Origin of the sequence: Oceanicoccus sp. KOV_DT_Chl, assembly GCF_900120175.1 — a bacterium.
In the GTDB taxonomy this organism is placed as follows: domain Bacteria; phylum Pseudomonadota; class Gammaproteobacteria; order Pseudomonadales; family Dasaniaceae; genus Oceanicoccus.
The window spans coordinates 385,002-404,543 of the sequence record NZ_FQLF01000002.1 but is presented as its reverse complement, the minus strand read 5'-3'; the positions used below and the strand labels follow the sequence as shown (position 1 = coordinate 404,543).

Annotated in this window: 19 protein-coding genes; 15 read left to right on the top strand and 4 right to left on the bottom strand. The window is 46.4% G+C overall.

Annotated features, from left to right (window positions below; translation table 11 throughout):
• Window positions 1–3: 3 nt before the first annotated feature.
• The 5 genes from UNITIG_RS05490 (at window position 4) to UNITIG_RS05470 (ending at window position 5,995) form a co-directional block, all read left to right on the top strand.
• Complete coding sequence (locus UNITIG_RS05490) at window positions 4–795, top strand: SDR family oxidoreductase (RefSeq protein ID WP_101759197.1); 792 nt, start codon at window positions 4–6, stop codon at window positions 793–795.
• Window positions 796–978: 183 nt separating this feature from the next.
• On the top strand, window positions 979–2,589 hold the full coding sequence (locus UNITIG_RS05485) for a diguanylate cyclase domain-containing protein (RefSeq protein WP_101757491.1): 1,611 nt from the start codon (window positions 979–981) through the stop codon (window positions 2,587–2,589).
• Between the two features lie 120 nt (window positions 2,590–2,709).
• Window positions 2,710–3,912, top strand: a complete 1,203-nt coding sequence (locus UNITIG_RS05480; RefSeq protein WP_101757490.1) for an acetyl-CoA C-acyltransferase — start codon at window positions 2,710–2,712, stop codon at window positions 3,910–3,912.
• A 95-nt stretch (window positions 3,913–4,007) separates the two neighbouring features.
• Complete coding sequence (locus UNITIG_RS05475; RefSeq protein WP_101757489.1) at window positions 4,008–5,207, top strand: multidrug effflux MFS transporter; 1,200 nt, start codon at window positions 4,008–4,010, stop codon at window positions 5,205–5,207.
• Window positions 5,208–5,251: 44 nt separating this feature from the next.
• The gene (locus UNITIG_RS05470) at window positions 5,252–5,995 is read left to right on the top strand and encodes a GDSL-type esterase/lipase family protein (protein WP_101757488.1); all 744 of its coding nucleotides are present in this window, start codon (window positions 5,252–5,254) and stop codon (window positions 5,993–5,995) included.
• Between the two features lie 71 nt (window positions 5,996–6,066).
• Here the strand turns inward: UNITIG_RS05470 and csrA are convergent, their stop codons facing one another.
• The 3 genes from csrA to UNITIG_RS05455 all read right to left on the bottom strand — a co-directional run bounded on the left by csrA (window position 6,067) and on the right by UNITIG_RS05455 (window position 9,158).
• The gene (gene csrA / locus UNITIG_RS05465; RefSeq protein WP_101757487.1) at window positions 6,067–6,258 is read right to left on the bottom strand and encodes a carbon storage regulator CsrA; all 192 of its coding nucleotides are present in this window, start codon (window positions 6,256–6,258) and stop codon (window positions 6,067–6,069) included.
• 357 nt (window positions 6,259–6,615) lie between these two features.
• Window positions 6,616–8,193, bottom strand: a complete 1,578-nt coding sequence (locus UNITIG_RS05460) for an AMP-binding protein (RefSeq protein WP_101757486.1) — start codon at window positions 8,191–8,193, stop codon at window positions 6,616–6,618.
• A gap of 149 nt (window positions 8,194–8,342) precedes the next feature.
• Complete coding sequence (locus tag UNITIG_RS05455) at window positions 8,343–9,158, bottom strand: DUF3014 domain-containing protein (RefSeq protein ID WP_101757485.1); 816 nt, start codon at window positions 9,156–9,158, stop codon at window positions 8,343–8,345.
• A gap of 133 nt (window positions 9,159–9,291) precedes the next feature.
• Between UNITIG_RS05455 and UNITIG_RS05450 the strand changes: the two genes are divergently transcribed.
• On the top strand, window positions 9,292–9,912 hold the full coding sequence (locus tag UNITIG_RS05450) for a YdcF family protein (protein WP_101757484.1): 621 nt from the start codon (window positions 9,292–9,294) through the stop codon (window positions 9,910–9,912).
• Between the two features lie 118 nt (window positions 9,913–10,030).
• Window positions 10,031–11,737 carry a flagellinolysin gene (locus UNITIG_RS05445; protein WP_101757483.1) on the top strand — a complete coding sequence of 569 codons (1,707 nt, stop codon included), beginning with the start codon at window positions 10,031–10,033 and terminating at the stop codon, window positions 11,735–11,737.
• A gap of 95 nt (window positions 11,738–11,832) precedes the next feature.
• On the opposite strand, the gene UNITIG_RS05440 is transcribed toward UNITIG_RS05445, so the two are convergent.
• A complete protein-coding gene (locus UNITIG_RS05440; protein ID WP_101757482.1) occupies window positions 11,833–12,306 on the bottom strand; it encodes a MarR family winged helix-turn-helix transcriptional regulator in 474 nt (157 codons plus the stop codon).
• Between the two features lie 205 nt (window positions 12,307–12,511).
• Here UNITIG_RS05440 and UNITIG_RS05435 point away from each other — a divergent pair, with 205 nt between their 5' ends.
• The 8 genes from UNITIG_RS05435 to truD all read left to right on the top strand — a co-directional run bounded on the left by UNITIG_RS05435 (window position 12,512) and on the right by truD (window position 19,542).
• On the top strand, window positions 12,512–12,784 hold the full coding sequence (locus tag UNITIG_RS05435) for a hypothetical protein (RefSeq protein WP_101757481.1): 273 nt from the start codon (window positions 12,512–12,514) through the stop codon (window positions 12,782–12,784).
• Between the two features lie 240 nt (window positions 12,785–13,024).
• Entirely contained in the window at window positions 13,025–14,650 is a 1,626-nt protein-coding gene (locus UNITIG_RS05430; RefSeq protein WP_101757480.1) for a CTP synthase, read from the top strand.
• A gap of 9 nt (window positions 14,651–14,659) precedes the next feature.
• Window positions 14,660–15,511, top strand: coding sequence for a 3-deoxy-8-phosphooctulonate synthase (gene kdsA / locus UNITIG_RS05425; protein ID WP_101757479.1), 852 nt, complete (start codon window positions 14,660–14,662; stop codon window positions 15,509–15,511).
• A gap of 77 nt (window positions 15,512–15,588) precedes the next feature.
• Window positions 15,589–16,878 (top strand): phosphopyruvate hydratase, encoded by a 1,290-nt coding sequence (gene eno / locus UNITIG_RS05420; RefSeq protein WP_101757478.1) that lies wholly within the window; start codon window positions 15,589–15,591, stop codon window positions 16,876–16,878.
• A 114-nt stretch (window positions 16,879–16,992) separates the two neighbouring features.
• Window positions 16,993–17,280 (top strand): cell division protein FtsB, encoded by a 288-nt coding sequence (ftsB, locus tag UNITIG_RS05415; protein ID WP_101757477.1) that lies wholly within the window; start codon window positions 16,993–16,995, stop codon window positions 17,278–17,280.
• Complete coding sequence (gene ispD, locus UNITIG_RS05410; RefSeq protein WP_101757476.1) at window positions 17,277–17,993, top strand: 2-C-methyl-D-erythritol 4-phosphate cytidylyltransferase; 717 nt, start codon at window positions 17,277–17,279, stop codon at window positions 17,991–17,993. Before ftsB ends, ispD begins: the two co-directional genes overlap by 4 nt.
• Window positions 17,990–18,475, top strand: a complete 486-nt coding sequence (gene ispF / locus UNITIG_RS05405) for a 2-C-methyl-D-erythritol 2,4-cyclodiphosphate synthase (RefSeq protein WP_101757475.1) — start codon at window positions 17,990–17,992, stop codon at window positions 18,473–18,475. Before ispD ends, ispF begins: the two co-directional genes overlap by 4 nt.
• Window positions 18,472–19,542: a tRNA pseudouridine(13) synthase TruD gene (gene truD, locus UNITIG_RS05400; protein ID WP_235015274.1), complete on the top strand. Its 1,071-nt coding sequence runs from the start codon at window positions 18,472–18,474 to the stop codon at window positions 19,540–19,542. The genes ispF and truD overlap by 4 nt, the downstream gene beginning before the upstream one ends.

Genomic DNA, 19,542 nt, shown 5'->3' with positions numbered 1-19,542 from the left:
ATGATGGATATTAAAGTCCCCGAATATGTAAAAGGTCATAACCTGATTGAAGGTAAGTCGGTATTAATTACCGCGGCAGCTGGCGCTGGAATTGGTTTTTCAGCAGCCACCAAAGCGGTTGAAGAAGGTTGTCGGGCGATTGTGATCAGCGATATCCACGAAGGGCGTTTGCAAGCCTCGGTTGAAAAGTTAAAAACAGAAACAGGTTTGCAGTCGGTCTTCGGTAAAGTTGGTAATGTCGCGGTAGAAGAGGATGTACAAGCGCTGATTGATTTTGCCGTCGAGAAAATGGACGGCGTTGACATTTTGATTAATAACGCTGGTTTGGGTACTTCAAGGTTATTGGTTGAGATGGAGGATGCTGAGTGGAATAAGGTTATTGATGTCACCTTGAATGGCACTATGCGAATGACCCGCTATATGATGAAAGTCATGCAGGCGCGGGGCAAGGGTGGGGTGATTGTTAATAACGCATCGGTGTTAGGCTGGCGTGCGCAAAAAGAACAGGCGCACTATGCCGCAGCGAAAGCTGGCGTGATGGCACTGACACGCTGCGCCGCACTGGAGGCGGCAGATTTTGGTGTGCGAATCAATGCGGTGGCACCGTCTATTGTGTTGCACCCTATGTTGCGTAAATCGGCATCAGAGGAATTATTGGCCGAATTGGAAGCCGCTGAAGCTTACGGTCGTGCGGCTGAGGCTTGGGAGGTAGCCAATGTCATGATGTTCCTCGCTTCTGATTATTCCAGTTACATGACCGGAGAGATTGTTTCCTGTTCCAGTCAACGTAGCTAACAAGGTAGTTATATCGGATTAGAGTCCTTAAGTGGTTAAATAAAGTCGTTTGATTTAGGTAACGTAATTTTGCTTTATTGTTAATTAGTTGTCAGGGGTTTTGCAATTCTGAGTGATTATTCAAGCAATAATGCCCAGTTTTGCTATAACTATTAAATTACAACTTTTTAATATGGGTCCGACATGGGTATTCGGTTCGATAAAGTTACGGTGCTGATTTTTCTGGTCAGTGTTTCGGCGACATTCTATACCGCACATTACCTGTACAAAAAAGAATTAAGCAATGCTTTGCAGCTATTTCATAGTGATGTTGAGAAGTATGCCAGTTTTATCAAAGTAGAATCCGAGCGTTCATTGACGCTATTGATGACATTAAAAAACCTACTGGAAGTCAGTACTATTCGGCGTAATGGATTTGATAGTTTGGCAGAAGAGGCTTTGGATAATTATCCACAGTTACAAGGTGTGGCCTGGGTGCCATTGGTAGCACATGCGGATCGGGCGCGTTACGAGGCGTCCAAGCAGGAAACGGTCCCTGGATTTGAATTTAAAGAGCAGAATGGTGAGCAACTCGTTACCGCCGGGGTTAAGGATTTCTACTTGCCTGTTATGTATCAGCTCTCACGTAGCAAGGACACTTCAAGTGTTGGACTGGATCTTTCCTACGGCCGGTTTAAGACAGCACTGGAAGAATTAGGGCCTGAGAATTATCTGGTTGATATGTTGCCCGACTATTCTAAAGAGCTAAAAAAAGATGAAGAGGCTGAGTATTATTTGACGGTATTCATGCCGATTTATCAAAAGAATGAGATCGGTGCGCAAAATTTTACAGGTTTGCTGATAGGGGGTATTAGTATCCAACCTCTTTTGGCTAACTTTCTATCTGATGAGCGCCATCGCCATATCGATTTAGTGGTTGCGGATATGACTACCGATAAACGCACATTTATCTTAAATCTCAGTGATGATTTTGATGAAAGTGAGCTGCTAAGCGAATACGAATACGTGACGGAAATGCAGTTAGCAGGTGATCGACGTTGGGTGGTGATGGCAGAGCCTACAAACCAATATATGGCGTTAGTTATTTCGAACTCCTGGCAGTCGGCGATAGCAATTGGGCTAATAATTAATTTTTTACTGCCCGCCTATATCTACAATTTGCGTACCCGTAATGCGACTGTCCAGCGTTTGGTAAAAGAGCAAACGGCCAGGCTGGAAACAGCTAATGAAAAATTAGAGAAGTTGTCACGTACTGATTCGTTGACGCTATTAGCTAATCGGCGACATTTTGATGATACTTTGAAGGCCGAATGGTTTCGTGCCATGAGGGATAAAAAACCGTTATCGTTAATTCTCTGCGATGTGGATTTTTTCAAGAAATATAATGATTATTATGGGCATGCCGATGGTGATGTTTGTTTGCAGCAGGTAGCGCTGTCGTTTCGTAGCTGTTTTACTCGCTCGGGAGATGTCGTAGCACGATTCGGTGGCGAAGAGTTTGCTGCTATATTGCCGGCAACAGTATTAGTCGATGAAACATTAATAGCTCGTTGTAATCAGGTGATAAATGAATTGGCGCTGGAGCACAAGGGTTCTGAAATTTGCTCGCATGTAACGGTGAGTTTGGGTGGGTGTACGATGATTCCCTCAGAAAATCTGACTATCGGGCAAATGATACGTACTGCTGATAAAGCACTATACCAAGCAAAAGCGCAGGGTAGAAATCAAGGTGTGGTTTATGATTTTGATCCAGACCATGTTAAACAGGGTGTCTTTCAACCCGTCACTCGGTGATAATACGGGTTTTAAAATATTCTAATTTTAGTAGCCATAATTCTGAATACTTATCGCATTAGCTGCGGCATTTCTGTTCATTGTTGATAGTGGTTTAGCAAGTATTAAAGAGGAAAAGTTATGAAAGAAGCAGTGATAGTTTCGACAGCACGTACACCCATTGGTAAGGCCTTCCGAGGAGCATTTAATGATACTGAGGCACCGGCCATGGGTGGCCATGTTGTTAAGGAGGCGGTAGCCCGTGCAGGTATAGACCCTGCTTCAGTTGATGATGTGATTTTAGGTCTGGCCGCTCCGCAAGGGACTCAGGGTTATAATATTGGTCGATTAAGTGCGATGGCTGCGGGTCTGCCTGAAACCGTATCGGGGATGCAGGTTGATCGTATGTGTTCTTCAGGTCTAATGTCGATTGGACTGGCGGCAAAAGCGATTATGACGAATGAGCAGGATATTATTGTTGCAGGCGGTTTAGAGTCTATATCCCTGGTACAAAACAAATATAAAAATAGCCATCGCGCCATCTCGAAATCGGTGTTGGCGAATTCTCCCCATATGTATATGCAGATGATAGAAACTGCTGAAGTTGTGGCGGATCGTTATAGCATCTCCCGTGAGGCGCAAGATGAGTTTGCTTTTCAAAGTCAGCAGCGTACCGCCGCCGCGCAACAGGCGGGGGCGTTTGATGATGAAATTGTAGCGATGGCGACCACTAAATCTGTGTTTGATCGCGAGACTAAAGAAACCAGCTATGAAGAAACTTTGCTGACTAAAGATGAGGGCAATCGTGCTTCAACAACTTTGGAGAGTTTGTCTGCGCTAGAGCCTGTATGGAAAGACGGAAAAGTAGTACCGGAAGGTAAGTTCATTACTGCGGGTAATGCCTCCCAGCTGTCTGATGGTGCTTCGGCCTGTGTGGTGATGGATTCAAAATTGGCGGAGCAGAAAGGGTTGGCGCCATTGGGGATTTATCGAGGTATGGCGGTGGCGGGTTGTGGCCCGGATGAAATGGGTATTGGCCCCGTGTTTGCGATTCCTAAACTGTTGCAGCGAACGGGTTTAACAATGGCGGATATCGGTTTGTGGGAGTTAAATGAAGCTTTCGCGTGCCAAGCTATATATTGTCGTGACCAGCTGGGCATCCCTAACGAAAACTTGAATGTGAACGGCGGTGCCATTTCTATTGGTCATCCTTTTGGTATGTCAGGTGCGCGGATGGTCGGACATGCATTAATCGAAGGTAAGCGCCGCGGAGTTAGGTATGTCGTCATCAGTATGTGTATCGGTGGCGGTATGGGGGCGGCAGGTTTATTTGAAGTTGCATGATTAGTATTGGTTAGTTCAAGTATCTCAGTAACATCATCATGTGCAGGGCTGGAATTTTCTAGCCCTTTTTTATTAGCTTACAAAAAGCGGTATAGATGACATTTTTTAAGCGTGAATCTCCTCAGTTACTTTTTTTGCTAGCAGCCTTCGCAGCACTGGGGCCGCTATCAACCGATATGTATTTACCGGCGATGCCACTGATGGTGGCGACACTTGATGCGGAAATAGCCGAGGTACAACTTACTCTGGGGATATACCTGCTGGGGTTTTCGTTATTTCATTTAGTGTGTGGCCCCTTGTCGGATCGCTTCGGCCGCAAGCCTGTGTTGATTGGCGGCATGTTGCTTTTTTTATTGTCTTGTCTTGGTTGTTCTAATGCGCAGTCGGTTGAATCACTGATTTTTTGGCGTTTTATGCAAGGTGTAGGGGCGTGTGTGGGCCCTACTTTGGCGAGATCAATAATACGCGATATGTATAGCGTGAAAAAATTGCCGAGTGCGCTGGCAGGAATGAATGCCATTATGGCGCTAGCACCCGTAGTCGCGCCGATTATTGGCGGTTGGATGTTATTAGTTTGGTCATGGCCGAGTATTTTTACTTTTCTCGCATGTTATGCGGCGGTGGCTATATTAATGCTTTGTTTAAAAGTACCTGAATCGTTAACGCAGCGACAAAGCTTACGGCTGAAAAATGTGCTGGCTAATTATGTCTTGCTGTTAAGGAATAGGCATTTCCGTTTGGCAGTCTTGGCTGCTTCTTTCTTGTATGCAGGGGTGTTTGCTTTTGTTACGGGGTCGAGCTATATCCTGATTGAGTTTATGGGTGTGCCCAGTGAGAGCTTTGGATATTGGTTTGCGTTTATAGTGGTTGGATACATTCTGGGTAATTTATTTACCGCACGTTTCTCGCAGCATTTTGATAGTTATCGGTTAATGTATGGTGGTGCTTGTTTGGCTGTGGTGGCGAGCCTGGTAATGATCGTTCTATGTGTGTTGGAAATTTATCATCCTTTAAGTATTGTATTGCCAATCGCGATTTATACCAGTGCGATGGGGATTGCGGTGCCACAAGCAATGGCAGTTGCGTTGACGCCATTCTCGGATATGGCAGGAACGGCGTCGGCATTGATGGGCTTTTTTCAGATGGGTGTGGCGGGTTTGGTCGCGACAGTCGTAGGGTTAATATTAACAGGTGAACCTACGCCCTTGGCAATCTGCTTAGTGGCCTGTGCAGTACTCTCCGGATTGCTTTTTTATCGATTGGAAAAAAATACCGTTACTATAAATGATGAGTAATAAGCATCTACAGTAGGCAGGGGAGCCATTACGGGGTCAGTTAAATGAGTATGAAAGCCATCCGGATTTCGATTATTTTGTCACTGATACTGGTGATGGGGTTAACGTATTTATATCTACAGATAAAATTGGAAGGTGATCGTTTCTTTAGCGAAGACCCACGAGTTTGGCAGCCGGTAATTGCCGGGTTTGCAGAGCAGGATAAGGTCAAGCCGCCACCTCGCAACGCTGTAGTTTTTATAGGTAGCTCGAGTATTCGTTTTTGGGATAGTTTGGAAGAAGACATGCAGCCATTGCTTGTCTTTGGGCGGGGCTTTGGCGGCGCTAAAGCAATGGATGTTAGTTATTATGTCAGTCAAATTGTGGAGCCATATCAGCCACAGGCAGTTGTGGTCTATATCGGTAGTAATGATTTGAGTGATTTATTCGGCAATGTACCGAAAACGCCCGCACAATTACAACCGCTGTATCAGCAATTAATTGAACGATTGAAATGGGCCGCTCCTGGCGCAGAAATATTTTTTATTGCGCTTAAACCCAGTTCAGCCTTGTGGCATTTATGGCCAAAGTTTTTAGCGGTTAATGGGTTTTTAGCCCAGCTTGCTATGGCCGACCCACAAGTTACTTTTATTGATGCCAACGAACAATTGTTTACTGCTGCGGGTGAGCCGGATGCCAGCTTGATGACTTATGATCGGCTGCATATGAATGACAAGGGTTATCAGGTATGGGGTGCTGAGATTAAACGACAGTTGCTGGATGCGTTAAAGACTACATCGGCGCAATAATTTTTTGCGCCGCGGCACTGCTTTTTATCAATTAAGTAGGACTGATTTAGCGTTTACAGACGAGGGTGATATTAACGATTGCCCTCATTTTCGTTGCGCCGTTCATTCTGGATACGCTGATAGATTTCTTCACGATGAACTTCAACACTGCGTGGTGCTTCGATCCCTATTCTTACCTGATTACCCTGGAGTTCTAAAACGGTGACTTTGACTTCGTCACCTACTCGCAAAGTTTCACCAATTCTTCTGGTTAAAATTAACATTTATAAGCTCCCTTATGCTTAGTTGTTAGGTCGTGAAATTATAAGTGCGGTAATGACATTAGCGTAAACATAAATTGTTATACAGTAAGAGTACTTGTAGCTTCTTAGTTCCTGTGTATTTAAAAATACACAGGGGTATTGCCATTATATCTGCTTATAGCCTGATAGGGTTAGGTGAAGTTAAAATTAAATAGTGAGGTATACATTTATCCTCCTACGGTCTGAGAGTTTGTTTGAATATTTTTGCGAGGTTTTTGGTGTGCAGGGTTTGATTAAATGCACAGTGTTATTGTTAGATAGCGGTTGGTAGACCGCTATCTACACTGTGGTCATTTTTTGATAGATAGCACCATGCTATCAAACAGCACGTTCATGGCCTTCCCAATACTGCTGCCGCAGTACTTTTTTGTCAGGTTTACCTACTGCCGTGACAGGAATAGCTGCTGCGTAGTCGATTGATTTAGGCGCCTGGACTGAACCTTTTGCGTTTTTTACTGCGGCAATGATGCTTGCACTCAGTTCCTCTGAAGCCTCCGCATCAGGCCGCAAGACCACTACTGCTTTTACTTCCTCGCCCCATTGTTCGCTAGGGACACCGATTACTGCAACCTGAGCTACTGCTTCATGCTCGGCAATGATATCTTCTACTTCTCTTGGGAAAACATTGAATCCGCCGGTAACGATCATGTCTTTAGTGCGGTCAACGATATATAAAAAACCATCCTCGTCGAAGCGGCCAACGTCGCCGGTATGCATCCAGCCTCCTGTCATTGCTTCTGCTGTTTGCTCGGGAAGTTTGTAATATTCTTTCATTACCAGTGGGCCGCGCACACAAATCTCACCAGGCTCCCCGGCGGCGACCGGTTCGCCTTTGTCGTCCAGCAACGCAAAAGTAATCCACGGCGTGGGTTTACCACAGGCGCTGAGACGGCCAGGTTTATTGAGATCGTGGTCGGCGCGTTTCATATTGACTAACACCATGGGGGCTTCTGATTGGCCATAAAATTGATAGAAGATAGGTCCCCATTTTTCTATTGCTTCTTTGAGGCGGGCTGGGCTCATCGGTGATGCGCCATAGAAAATAGTTTCCATGCTGGACATGTCAGCAGTAGCTGCCCTAGGGTGATCCATTAAATAATAAATCATTACCGGTACCAGCATGGTAGCGGTAATTTTATGTTCTTCGATCATTGTGAAAATCAATTCAGGGTCGAAACCCGCTGGCACATAGATACATCCCCCTTTTTGTAAAGTGGGGACAAAAAAGGCAGCAGCTGCATGTGAGAGCGGCGTCGCTATCATCATCCGCAACTCTTCAGGCCAATCCCATTCCAGCATTTGTATCATGGTCATATACGCTGCTGACCGGTAGGTTTGTAATATCCCCTTGGGTTTGCCGGTGGTGCCGCCTGTGTAGACAATAGCGCCAACATCATCAGGGTCTACTGCGGGGGCAACCAAGGGTTTAGGGTCATAGTTGGCAGCAAGCGCGGTGTAATCATCGCCAGCCTCAGTCGGGCCAAAACCTAACAGGTTTTTCAAGCCTGGCAGCAGGGCTTTTAATTCCTGTGCGCGTTGATCAAACAAGCTGGCGTCGTAGACCAGAGTTTCGACTTCTGCGTCCCCCAAGACATAGGCGTGATCATCCAATGATCCCATAGGGTGCAGTGTGGTGCCGCAGCAACCGGTTATTTGCATGGCCGCCAGGTTGTAAAGGACTTCAGGACGGTTACCAGAGACGATGGCAACACGGGAGCCTGGCCCCAGGCCTTTGGACTGGAGGACTTGCACAAAGCGGCTGGTCTGTTCACGGACTTCTCGATAGCTGGCTATGGTTTCCCCCAGGTGTAAGCAGGGTCTATCGTCATAGCGGTTTAGACCGTCGATGATCAGGTCAGCGAGTAAAGGCGGGTTGTGAATAGCGTTGGCAGTCATAGTTAATCCATCTTTATTGGTATTTGATGATGCTTATTCTATGGCTTTTAGAGGCTGCAGAAAATTAAGATTCTGCAAGGTCTGGAGCAAGGGGAGGCAATTCGGTCAGCGACACAGTTGCCGGTGACCGGTGAGTGAGATGGATGGGCCTATTGATATAATTCTGCGCGTAGATCCCGCAAAAAATTTTGCAGCTTTTCAGCGTTTTCAGGGCCCATGCGCCACAGCAGCTTTTCTATATCGCTGGCATCTTCCAGTACAGGGTCCTCGAATTTATAGAGTACGCTGGGGCGAATCAGGGCGGCGGGCTGCTCTAGCGAATCAACTGCGAGGACTTGGCTGATAGCTTGGCGCAGGCGTTGGTCGACGCTGTTGTTTTTACCTTGTTCATCGTAGGCTTTTTCAATAATGGGTAGCCATGCGCGATAATAGCTTGCGGCTTGCGCGGGCTTGATCGCAGTGATTGTGTCAATCAGTGAAGTCATCCGCTGCTGGTTGTCCTCAGCAGCCACGGTATCCAGTCCCATTGGCTCGACTGCAAATTTGTCCATAGGGTAGTCGACAGGGCGATAGCGTTTAGGTAATTTGCCTTCGGCCATAAGATCCAGTGCCAGTACCCATTTGCGGATCTGTTCGTCAGGTAATAGCCATTGACTTAATTCTGGCGCTAAATCGGCAGCGGCTAATAGAAACTGCGGATCACTGTTTTCCAGAGCAGTTGGCGGGGTTACGATTTTTATTTCAGGTTGGTTGAGTTCAGCCATTGGCTCTGGTTTTGGCCAGTCCTGTTCAGGCACATAGGCGGGAGTTGGCTCTGGTAAATTACGGATTACGGCTTCTGGCTTAGACATCTCGGGAGCGGCAGCGGTGCTTTCGGTTTTATCTTTGGAGAGAAAAGCCCCTAGACCAATGAGTGCAAGCACTAATACCACTGCTCCTATACCGAGCAGGTTTTTATTATTCATGAGTAAATTCCAAATAGTTTTTAGGATTATGGTCTGCTGATAGACTAGCACTGTTATCCTGAGGGATATACTGTGTATATTAGACTATGTCCACTAACCCGCTAACCGCATAAATGATAATAACTAACAATCGATGATATCGAAGAGTCGAGTAGGGCCGCATCCCGTTAGCACTTTATTACTGACAGCTATTGTAATTGTTGGTTCGTTAGGTGCTTCTTATATTTTAGTGTTGTGGTGGACTTTGCGGCGGGCGAGTCAAGCGCCAAATGGCTGCGAGATCACTGGTGAGTTTGCTTATGTTGTGCCTGGCAAGCAATTAAAAAATGATTTAGTCGATGACGATTTCTCTTTACGCTTACAACACTGTTGGCAGCTCTGGCAGCAGCATTCCGCCGAGATTTATTTGCTAGGAGGTAGCCGTAATGCGGCGACCATAACGGAGGCGCAGGCGGGGAAAAATTGGTTAGAGAAACAAGGCGTGCCATCCTCACAGATAACTTTGGAACAACGCTCTAAGCACAGCCTGGAAAATTTATGGCAGCTGCGGGCATTGGTGACTGCCGAGCAAAAGCTGGTGCTGGTATCGAATCGCTACCACTTGCCCAGGTTGAGTCTGATGGCGAGTGCATTAGCTATGCGGATTCATCTGGTAGCGGCGGAACCGGTAATGAATTATTCCCCTGGTTACTGGCTACGGTGGTTAAAAGAAGCGTTTTATATCCATTGGTTTTATCTATCGAGCAAACTCTAGATCGTAAGCTGTTGTTTTGGCTGTTATTTTTTAATCCGTTTGGCTTCATTCGCGTTAAAGTTATCCCCGTCTTGGCCGTTAGATAACTAGTAGAACTCTGATTAGGGGAAGTTGCGCCTTGGCGTTAGTCATCAATACCAACATTAGCTCGTTAAATGCCCAGCGGCAGCTGAATGGCAATAGCACTGCGCTGGCTACCAGTTTGCAGCGGTTGAGCTCTGGTTTGCGTATTAATAGTGCCAAAGATGACGCAGCTGGCTTGGCTATAGCCGATCGTTTTACCTCGCAGATTCGCGGCCTTGATCAGGCGGCCCGCAATGCCAATGATGCTATTTCGTTTTTGCAGGTGGCGGAAGGGGCGTTTAATGAGGTGACTAACAACTTGCAGCGGATGCGTGAGCTCTCTATTCAGGCGGCTAATGACGGTGCTTTATCAAGCCAGGATAAAGCCAATATTCAAAAGGAAGTGGCCCAACTGATAGCAGAAATTGATCGGGTAGCGGAGACGACGAGTTTTGGTAGCCAAAAACTGTTTGCTGGCGTATCCGGGTCGATTGTCGATGAAGATCAACAAGAGATTGTGACGGGTTTGAAGAATTACTGGTTGCGGGAAGCAGCAGAGCGAGTTAGTACCTACTATGGCCTGGATTCATCATCCAGCAGTGTGGATCTGGAGGTTGAATTTACTTCCGGCGAGTCGTACGCGGCCGCTATCATTAGTGGTACCGTAAGCGGTGTTTTACAGTCCCAAACCCTGTCTATTAATATCGATAGTTTTACCCCACCTAATTTACCTGATGGCGGCACCGGACCGGTCTATAATGACCGGATCATTGCTCATGAAATGGTTCATGCCATGATGTATCGAGAGTTTGATGCCAATAGTGTGCGCGCAGAAACCCTTAATGGCAGTGTGGGAAGCTGGTTTTTAGAAGGGACTGCTGAATTTATACACGGTGCTGATGAGCGGGTCACCACCGCTTTGGCCAGCCTCACTGATAGTGGTGACGGCGATACCAGAGACGAATTAGTGGCCAAACTAAATGACAACGATGTGACTGGAACTTACGCAGCCGGGTATGTCGCCGTCGCATTCATGCATGAGGATATTATCAATAATAACGGTGGTAACGGCATTATCGATATTATGACTGACCTCAAAGGCGGTAGTACTCTGGACACCGCCATTGCCAACAGAACCAGCTATAGCGGCTTGTCAGATTTTGAAACCAACTTTAAAGCCGGTGGCGGTGATGGTGAAACGTTTCTTGCAGCGATGAATCTGTCTAATGACGACACCGGTGCGATTGGTGGTCTGGATGCTTCCGGTGGCGCCGAACTCACCGCAACGTCCATTCTTCCCAATGTGTTGGCTTTTGAGGATCAGCCAATTGACAATGTTACGGTCAATTACAACACTGACTCAACGCTGATTGCTACAGAAGTTGAATACCAAATCGGTGCGCAAGCGAATGAGACTATTACCGCTTCCGTTGGGGGGGCCAGTGCTGACACGCTGGGTATTGCTGATATCGATGTCAGTTCTGATGCCAATGCGGCTATTAGCATTATCGATGACGCTATTTCTTATATAAGCACTACCAGGGCGGATATGGGGGCAGTGCAGAACCGTTTGCAAAGTACTATCAATAATTTAACCAGCACGGCTGAAAACGTGACCTCCAGTCGCTCCAGAGTGTTGGATGCTGATTACGCGAAGGAAACTGGTCAGTTGGCAAAAAGCCAAATTATTCAGCAAGCAGCCTTTTCCGTGCTTTCACAAGCCAATGCCCAGCCACAGGCTGTGTTGAGTTTATTGGCCTAGTCTTTATTTATTCAATTGAAAAAACTATCGGTCGTCATCCATTGATTACAGCTGCTTATGTTCTGCGGAATCGTTAGTGGCTTTTAATACTTGGTTTATATCGGTTGTGGCGCTAGCTTATCGGATAGTTCGCTTAATATGCTGTCCAGCTGCTGCATTTTTTCGTGACCAATAAGAGCGGCATATTCCTCTGTAACTTCATTCACCGCGTCGATTGACGCTTGAATCATTTCAATACCCAGCTCGGTGAATACCACATTTTTGGCTCGGCCATCGTGAGGGTCGGGGATTCGTTTGATATAGCCTAAGCTTTCTATCTCATTGGCGATTTGGCTGATCGCTTGTTTGGTCATGCCATTGAACTCGGCAATATCTATCAATCTCGTCCCGCTAAAGGACATGTGACCGAGTATGGCCGCAAAAGAGAGTCTCAAGCCGGGGTAGCCCTTGGTCAGCAACTTATCCCGCAAGCGGCGATGGAAATCTTCGGAAACATTGTCAAGTAAGCGCGCGCCGTTGCTGCGGTATAGGTATTCTACTTGTCGAACGTCCATAGGGGTATGACTCATAATATCCTCTGTTATTGAGGGCGGGTAATGGCTTGCGCGGAGTTGCTAGTCCGGCCTATAGTGCAGTCGCAATGTTTTATTAGCGAGCATTATAGACGCTGGTTTTACAGTTACCCATTGTAGTGTTTGCAAGTCGATTTAAGTAGGAGGGTGTTTGACAATAATATTCAAGCGTTGTTTCAGGGGCAGCATTATAGTGCTAGTTATGTTGTTGCTTGTGGCTTGCGAGTCTGACAATGAACATTTTTGCGCGCGTTACCAGTATGTTTATCAGCAGCTGGTGGATGAGCCAGACTTGCCAACTTACACCGAAATGAAACAGAAATTGTTGGCTGATCTCAGCGCCGCTAAACAGGATGATGATCAAGCTAAATTCATGTTGTTTATTTTGGAAGATTGGCACTCAGAAATGAAACCGCAGCATGAGGATGGCAGGGAATTCTGCATGAGGGTTAAGCGCTGGCAGTATTATCAGTAGCTATCGGCGCACCCTTCGGCTAGTGGAAGAAGATGTGCTGCCTTAAAGTGGCTTCAGATTATTCAATGATTGAGCCGACAGAGTAACCCTGTTAAACTGGCGTCCCATCTCAGGGCGGTCTGCAAAGCCGATAATATCTTGGTTTTTAGCCCCCTCTTAATAACCATGTCATCGATCATTTTTCAGGCATTGTTGTTACACAAGTAGCTACATCAACATACATACAAGAGACAGTTTTTCATGGCGACTCGATTTATCTTCGTCACCGGCGGCGTTGTATCGTCTTTGGGTAAAGGTATTGCATCAGCTTCGTTGGCCGCAATCCTTGAGGCTCGCGGTTTAAAGGTGACCATGCTAAAGCTGGATCCTTATATTAATGTCGATCCAGGTACCATGAGCCCCTTTCAGCATGGTGAGGTTTTTGTCACCGAAGATGGTGCAGAGACCGATTTGGATTTAGGCCACTATGAGCGCTTTATCCGTACCAAAATGGGTAAGCGCAACAACTTCACCACTGGCCGAGTGTATGAAACAGTACTGCGCAAAGAGCGTAGGGGTGACTATTTAGGGGGCACCGTTCAGGTTATCCCCCATATTACTGATGAAATTAAGCGCCGCGTTATCGAAGGTGCCGGTGATGCGGATGTGGCGATTGTCGAAATTGGCGGCACCATTGGTGATATAGAAGGCTTGCCATTCTTTGAAGCCGCTCGCCAGTTGAAAGTTGATCTGGGTCCTACTCGCGCCATGCTAATGCACCTGACACTGGTGCCCTATATTGCCACTGCCGGTGAGACCAAAACCAAGCCTACTCAACACTCCGTTAAAGAGTTGCGTTCCATCGGTTTGCAGCCGGATATACTGCTATGCCGTTCTGATCATGAAATTGACGAAGGCTCGTTAAAGAAAATATCTTCCTTTACTAACGTTGAGCTGCGGGCAGTTATCCCGCTACAGGATGCCGATAGCATTTACCGTATTCCGGGGGCACTGAAGCAGCGTGGTTTGGACGACATTATTGTTGAGCGGTTTAGTCTGGAGTGTGCTGCCGCCGATTTGTCAGAATGGGATCGGGTAATAGATGGCGCATTAAATCCTGATAAGGAAGTGACCATCGCCATGGTCGGCAAGTACATGGAATTAATTGATGCTTACAAATCCTTGAATGAAGCTTTGTTGCATGCTGGCATTACTACTCGTACCAAGGTGAATATTCGCTACATCGATTCTCAGGGTATTGAAGAAGAAGGGCTGGATTTATTAGCTGGCGTCGATGGTATTTTAGTGCCAGGTGGTTTTGGTAATCGCGGCGTTGAAGGTAAAATTGCTACCGTGCGCTACGCCCGTGAAAACAAAATTCCCTATTTGGGGATTTGTTTAGGTATGCAGGTTGCGGTGATTGAATATGCCCGTAATGTGGCGGGGTTAGCTGGCGCAAATAGTACCGAGTTTGAGAAAAATAGTCCGCACCCCGTCATTGGCTTGATTACTGAGTGGATTGATGCGGATGGTAGTAAAGAAATTCGCGATGAGTCTGCTGATTTGGGTGGGACTATGCGTCTTGGGGCGCAGGAATGTCACTTGGTGGCTGACTCTAATGTGGCACAAAGCTACGGTAACGAACTTATTGTAGAGCGTCATCGCCACCGTTATGAAGTCAATAACAACTATGTTGATAAATTGCAGCAGGCTGGTTTAAAAATTGGTGGTTGGTCTGCTGATGACTCTTTGGTAGAAGTGGTCGAAATACCTGACCACCCCTGGTTTATCGCTTGCCAGTTTCACCCCGAATTTACGTCTACTCCACGCGATGGTCACCCCTTATTCAGTGGCTTCGTTAATGCAGCAGTTGCATACTCTAAATAGGTCGCCGTTGTGAAGCAGAAAACGTTAAGCATAGGTTCTATTCAAGTCTCTAACGATTTACCTTTTGTCTTATTTGGCGGCATGAATGTATTGGAGTCTCGCGATTTGGCTTTACAAATTGCTGAGCATTATGTCGAGGTTTGTGCCCGGCTGAAAATACCTTATGTATTCAAGGCATCCTTTGATAAGGCTAATCGCTCGTCAATACATTCCTTTCGTGGACCGGGAATGGAAGAAGGATTGAAAATTTTTCAGGAAGTTAAAGAAACGTTTAACATCCCGGTGATCACGGATCTTCATGAAATTGATCAAGCCAAGCCGGTTGCTGAGGTTTGTGATGTTATTCAATTGCCCGCATTTTTAGCCCGACAAACAGATTTAGTGGCCGCAATGGCTGCTACCGGCAATGTGATCAATATTAAAAAGCCGCAGTTTTTAAGCCCTCCACAAATGAAAAATATTGTCGATAAATTTGCCGAGTGTGGTAATGACAAGGTGATGTTGTGCGAGCGCGGCAGTAATTTTGGCTACGATAATTTAGTAGTGGATATGCTGGGTTTTCGCACCATGAAAGAGGTCAGCGGCGGGGCCCCGATTATTTTTGACGTCACGCATGCCCTGCAGTGCCGCGATCCTATGGGCGCAGCGTCAGGTGGCCGCCGTCATCAGGTGGCAGAGTTAGGGCGGGCCGGCATGTCACAAAAATTAGCAGGCTTGTTTTTAGAAGCGCATCCTGATCCGGATAATGCAAAATGCGATGGCCCCTCAGCGTTGCCGTTAGCTGCGCTGGAAGGTTTTTTAACCGAAATGAAAGCGATTGACGATTTGGTGAAATCGCTGCCTGAATTAAATATTAAGTAATGGAGTTATGTTGAACGTGAGCGTTAATCCGCAGGCGTTTGGCCACTGACATCCGACATTTTACGGAGTAAAAAGTAATGTCTGAGATCGTTGATGTAAAAGCCTTTGAAGTACTGGACTCTCGAGGTAACCCTACTGTAGAAGCTGATGTGATTTTGGCATCCGGTGCTGTAGGCAGTGCGTGTGCGCCTTCAGGTGCGTCTACCGGTTCCCGCGAAGCGCTTGAATTACGTGATGGTGATAAGTCGCGTTACTTGGGTAAGGGTGTGTTAAAAGCGGTAGAGAATATCAACGTCACTATTAAGAATCTGTTAGTGGGTAAAGATGCTGCGGATCAGCGCGCGCTTGATCAATTAATGATTGATGCCGATGGTACTGAAAGCAAATCCAATCTGGGTGCTAATGCGATATTGGCGGTGTCTTTGGCTGCGGCTAAGGCAGTTGCTGTGGAAAAAGGTATTCCTTTGTATCAACATATTGCCGATTTGAATGGCACTCCCGGTCAGTACAGCATGCCAGTACCGATGATGAATATCATCAATGGTGGTGAGCACGCGGATAACAATGTTGATATTCAGGAATTTATGGTGCAGCCGGTAGGGGCCAAGTCCTTTACTGAGGCGTTGCGTATGGGGGCTGAAATTTTCCATGCCCTAAAAAAAGTCTTAAAGGATAAAGGTTTGAATACGGCAGTCGGTGATGAAGGTGGTTTCGCGCCTAACCTGACATCTAATGCCGATGCCTTGGCTGTGATCAAAGTAGCTGTGGCGGATGCGGGATATACACTGGGTGATGATATTACTTTAGCACTGGATTGTGCGGCCTCTGAATTCTATAAGGACGGTAAGTATGATTTAGCTGGTGAGGGGCAGGTATTCACTTCGGAAGGTTTCAGTGACTATCTGGCCGAATTATGCGAGCAGTATCCAATTATTTCTATTGAAGACGGTCTGGATGAGTCGGATTGGGATGGTTGGAAATATCAAACTGAAAAACTGGGACATAAAATACAATTGGTCGGTGATGATTTGTTTGTTACCAATACCAAAATCCTGAAAGAGGGGATCGATAAAAGCATCGCAAACTCTATCCTGATCAAGTTCAATCAAATCGGTTCGCTGACTGAGACACTGGATGCCATCAAAATGGCCAAGGATGCAGGCTATACAGCAGTTATTTCTCATCGTTCTGGTGAAACAGAGGATACTACAATTGCTGACCTGGCAGTGGCTACTGCAGCGGGTCAAATTAAAACGGGTTCGCTGTGTCGTTCTGATCGGGTGGCAAAATATAACCGTTTACTAAGAATTGAAGCGGAGTTGGGAGCAGCGGCCCCCTACCGAGGGCGCGCAGAATTTAAAGCGTAAGCTCTAATTATTATTATCTTAAAAGGAGTGGCTAGTCCGCTCCTTTTTCGTTTATCCGTACAGCTAAATATGCTAGTTTGCTGGTCTTGTTAAAAATATTGTCTTACTGGTTGTATGCGCTGGATCTTACTTGTCTTACTGCTGCTTTTATTCGGACTACAGTTTCGGCTGTGGTTTGGGCAGGGTAGTTGGGAGCAGATCGCCTCACTAGAGCGTGAGATCGAGCAGCAAACACTCATAAATCAACGGTTACGTGATCGCAACCTGGTGCTGGAAAACGAAGTGCGCGACTTAAAGAGCGGTATGGATAGCGTCGAAGAGCGGGCTAGGGCCGATCTGGGTTTGATCAAAAAAGACGAAACTTTTTACTTGATCATTGATAAAGAGAAATCTATCCAGTGACCGTAAAATCAACCAGCAATGTTTTTTATGCGGTGGTGCCAGCTGCGGGTGTCGGTCGTCGAATGGGTACTGATCAGCCGAAACAATATTTGCCACTGTTAGATAAATTAGTCATTGAACATACCTTAAGTCGCTTGCTGGCGGAGCCGCGCTTGCGGCAAATTGTGGTGGCGGTTGCTGCTCAAGACACACTTTGGCCAACTCTCGAAATTTTAAAACATCCTCGTATTAGTGTTGTTGTTGGTGGAGCTGAACGGAGCGATTCAGTACTTAGTGGGCTGCAAAGTTTAGCACAGGTTTGTTCGGCGCAGGATTGGGTGTTAGTTCATGATGTTGCTCGTCCTTGTCTCTCAGTTACAGATATTTCTCGTCTTATTGATCATTTAAGTGAAGATCCTGTGGGTGGTATCCTTGCGGTGCCAGCTAGTGACACACTAAAAAAAGTGAATGGGCAGGCTGAGGTAAGCCATACTATTGATAGGCAGGCAATTTGGCAGGCACAAACACCACAGATGTTCCGCTATCAATTACTATTAGATGCTTTGGTCGATGCTGTGCAGCAAGGTTTGTTAATAACCGATGAGGCTTCGGCAATTGAAATGGCCGGCCTAAGTGGCAAAGTTGTAGAAGCACTTTATCCCAATCCCAAAATTACCCGCCCTAACGATTTAGCTTTGGCGGAATTTTATTTACAGCGGGGGGCAATAGTATGAGTTTACGGATCGGGCATGGATACGATGTTCATCGTTTCGGTGAAGGCGATCATGTCATGATGGCCGGCGTGGCGATTCCCTATGCACAGGGATTGGTGGCGCACTCGGACGGCGATGTGGCATTACATGCTCTGGCTGATGCCTTACTTGGTGCATGTGCTTTGGGGGATATTGGTCAGCATTTCCCTGATACTGATCCGACCTATGCAGGGGCCAATAGTCGTGAACTACTACAACATGTTTATCGATTAGTGCAGGAAAAAGGTTATTGTTTGGGTAATACTGATATCACTATTGTTGCCCAAGCCCCGAAAATGGCGCCGCATATAGTTGCAATGCGGACTAATATAGCGGCAGATTTAGCTGTTGATATTGAGCAGGTGAATGTGAAAGCGACCACTACTGAATACATGGGCTTTGCTGGTCGTAAGGAAGGCATTGCAGTTTATGCGGTGGTGTTATTAGAAGCTAAAAATTTGTGACTGAGCTAAATTATCCTGCGGAACACTTATCTCTGACGCCGCTGGCCTATGCCAATGGACGGCCGGAGCTAATGGCGATTATTCGTCAGCAGCCGGCAGACTTTCGGGTAGAAGAAATTTTGGGATTTGAGCCTGAAGGTGAAGGTGAACATGTTTTTCTGTGGGTAGAAAAAACCGCTTTGAATACCCAGCAAGTTGCCGATGCTTTAGCTAAATTGGCAAATGTAGCTGCCAGACAAGTCAGCTTCTCCGGTATGAAAGATAAAAATGCAATCACGCGGCAGTGGTTTAGCGTACATTTACCTGGTGCAGATAATATAGATTGGCAGGCGATTAATTCTCCCCAAATTAAATTGTTAACATCGACCAGGCATTTAAGGAAATTACGTCGTGGTGTTCATCGGGGTAATCGTTTTGTAATTACCGCCAGAAATTTACAGGGCGCTACGGATTCACTCACACAGCGTATTGCTGCCATTACAGGCACTGGTGTACCTAACTACTTTGGTGAGCAGCGCTTTGGTTTTGATGGTGCTAATTTACGCAAAGCACAGCAGTGGTTTGCGGGTGAGTTCAAACCTAAGCGGCACCAGCAAGGTATTTATTTATCAGCAGCTCGCTCATGGTTATTTAATCAGTTGTTATCGCAGCGGGTTGCTAATCAACAGTGGAATAAGTTGCTTGGGGGTGAATTGTTAATGCTAGCGGGTAGCCATAGTGTCTTTCCGCAAGATGATGATCCTGAACTTGCGCAACGGTTGTTAGATGGGGATATTCATCTAACAGGTCCGCTATATGGTAAGCCTGGGCAGGGTAATAAGCATTGCCAGCAACAAGTGGCGGTGTTGGAACAAGCTTTATTTGATAGCTATCCGCAGCTACTTGCCGGTTTGGAAAAAGCGGGCTTGAAAGCTGAGCGCCGCGCCCTGCGATTAATACCTGAAAATTTTGAATACCAACTGGATGCTGATGTTTTAGAGTGTCGTTTTTCGCTAACAAGTGGCTGTTTCGCTACTGCTGTTATGCGAGAATTGCTAAACTATCAAGTAGCAGGTAGGGAAGCCTGA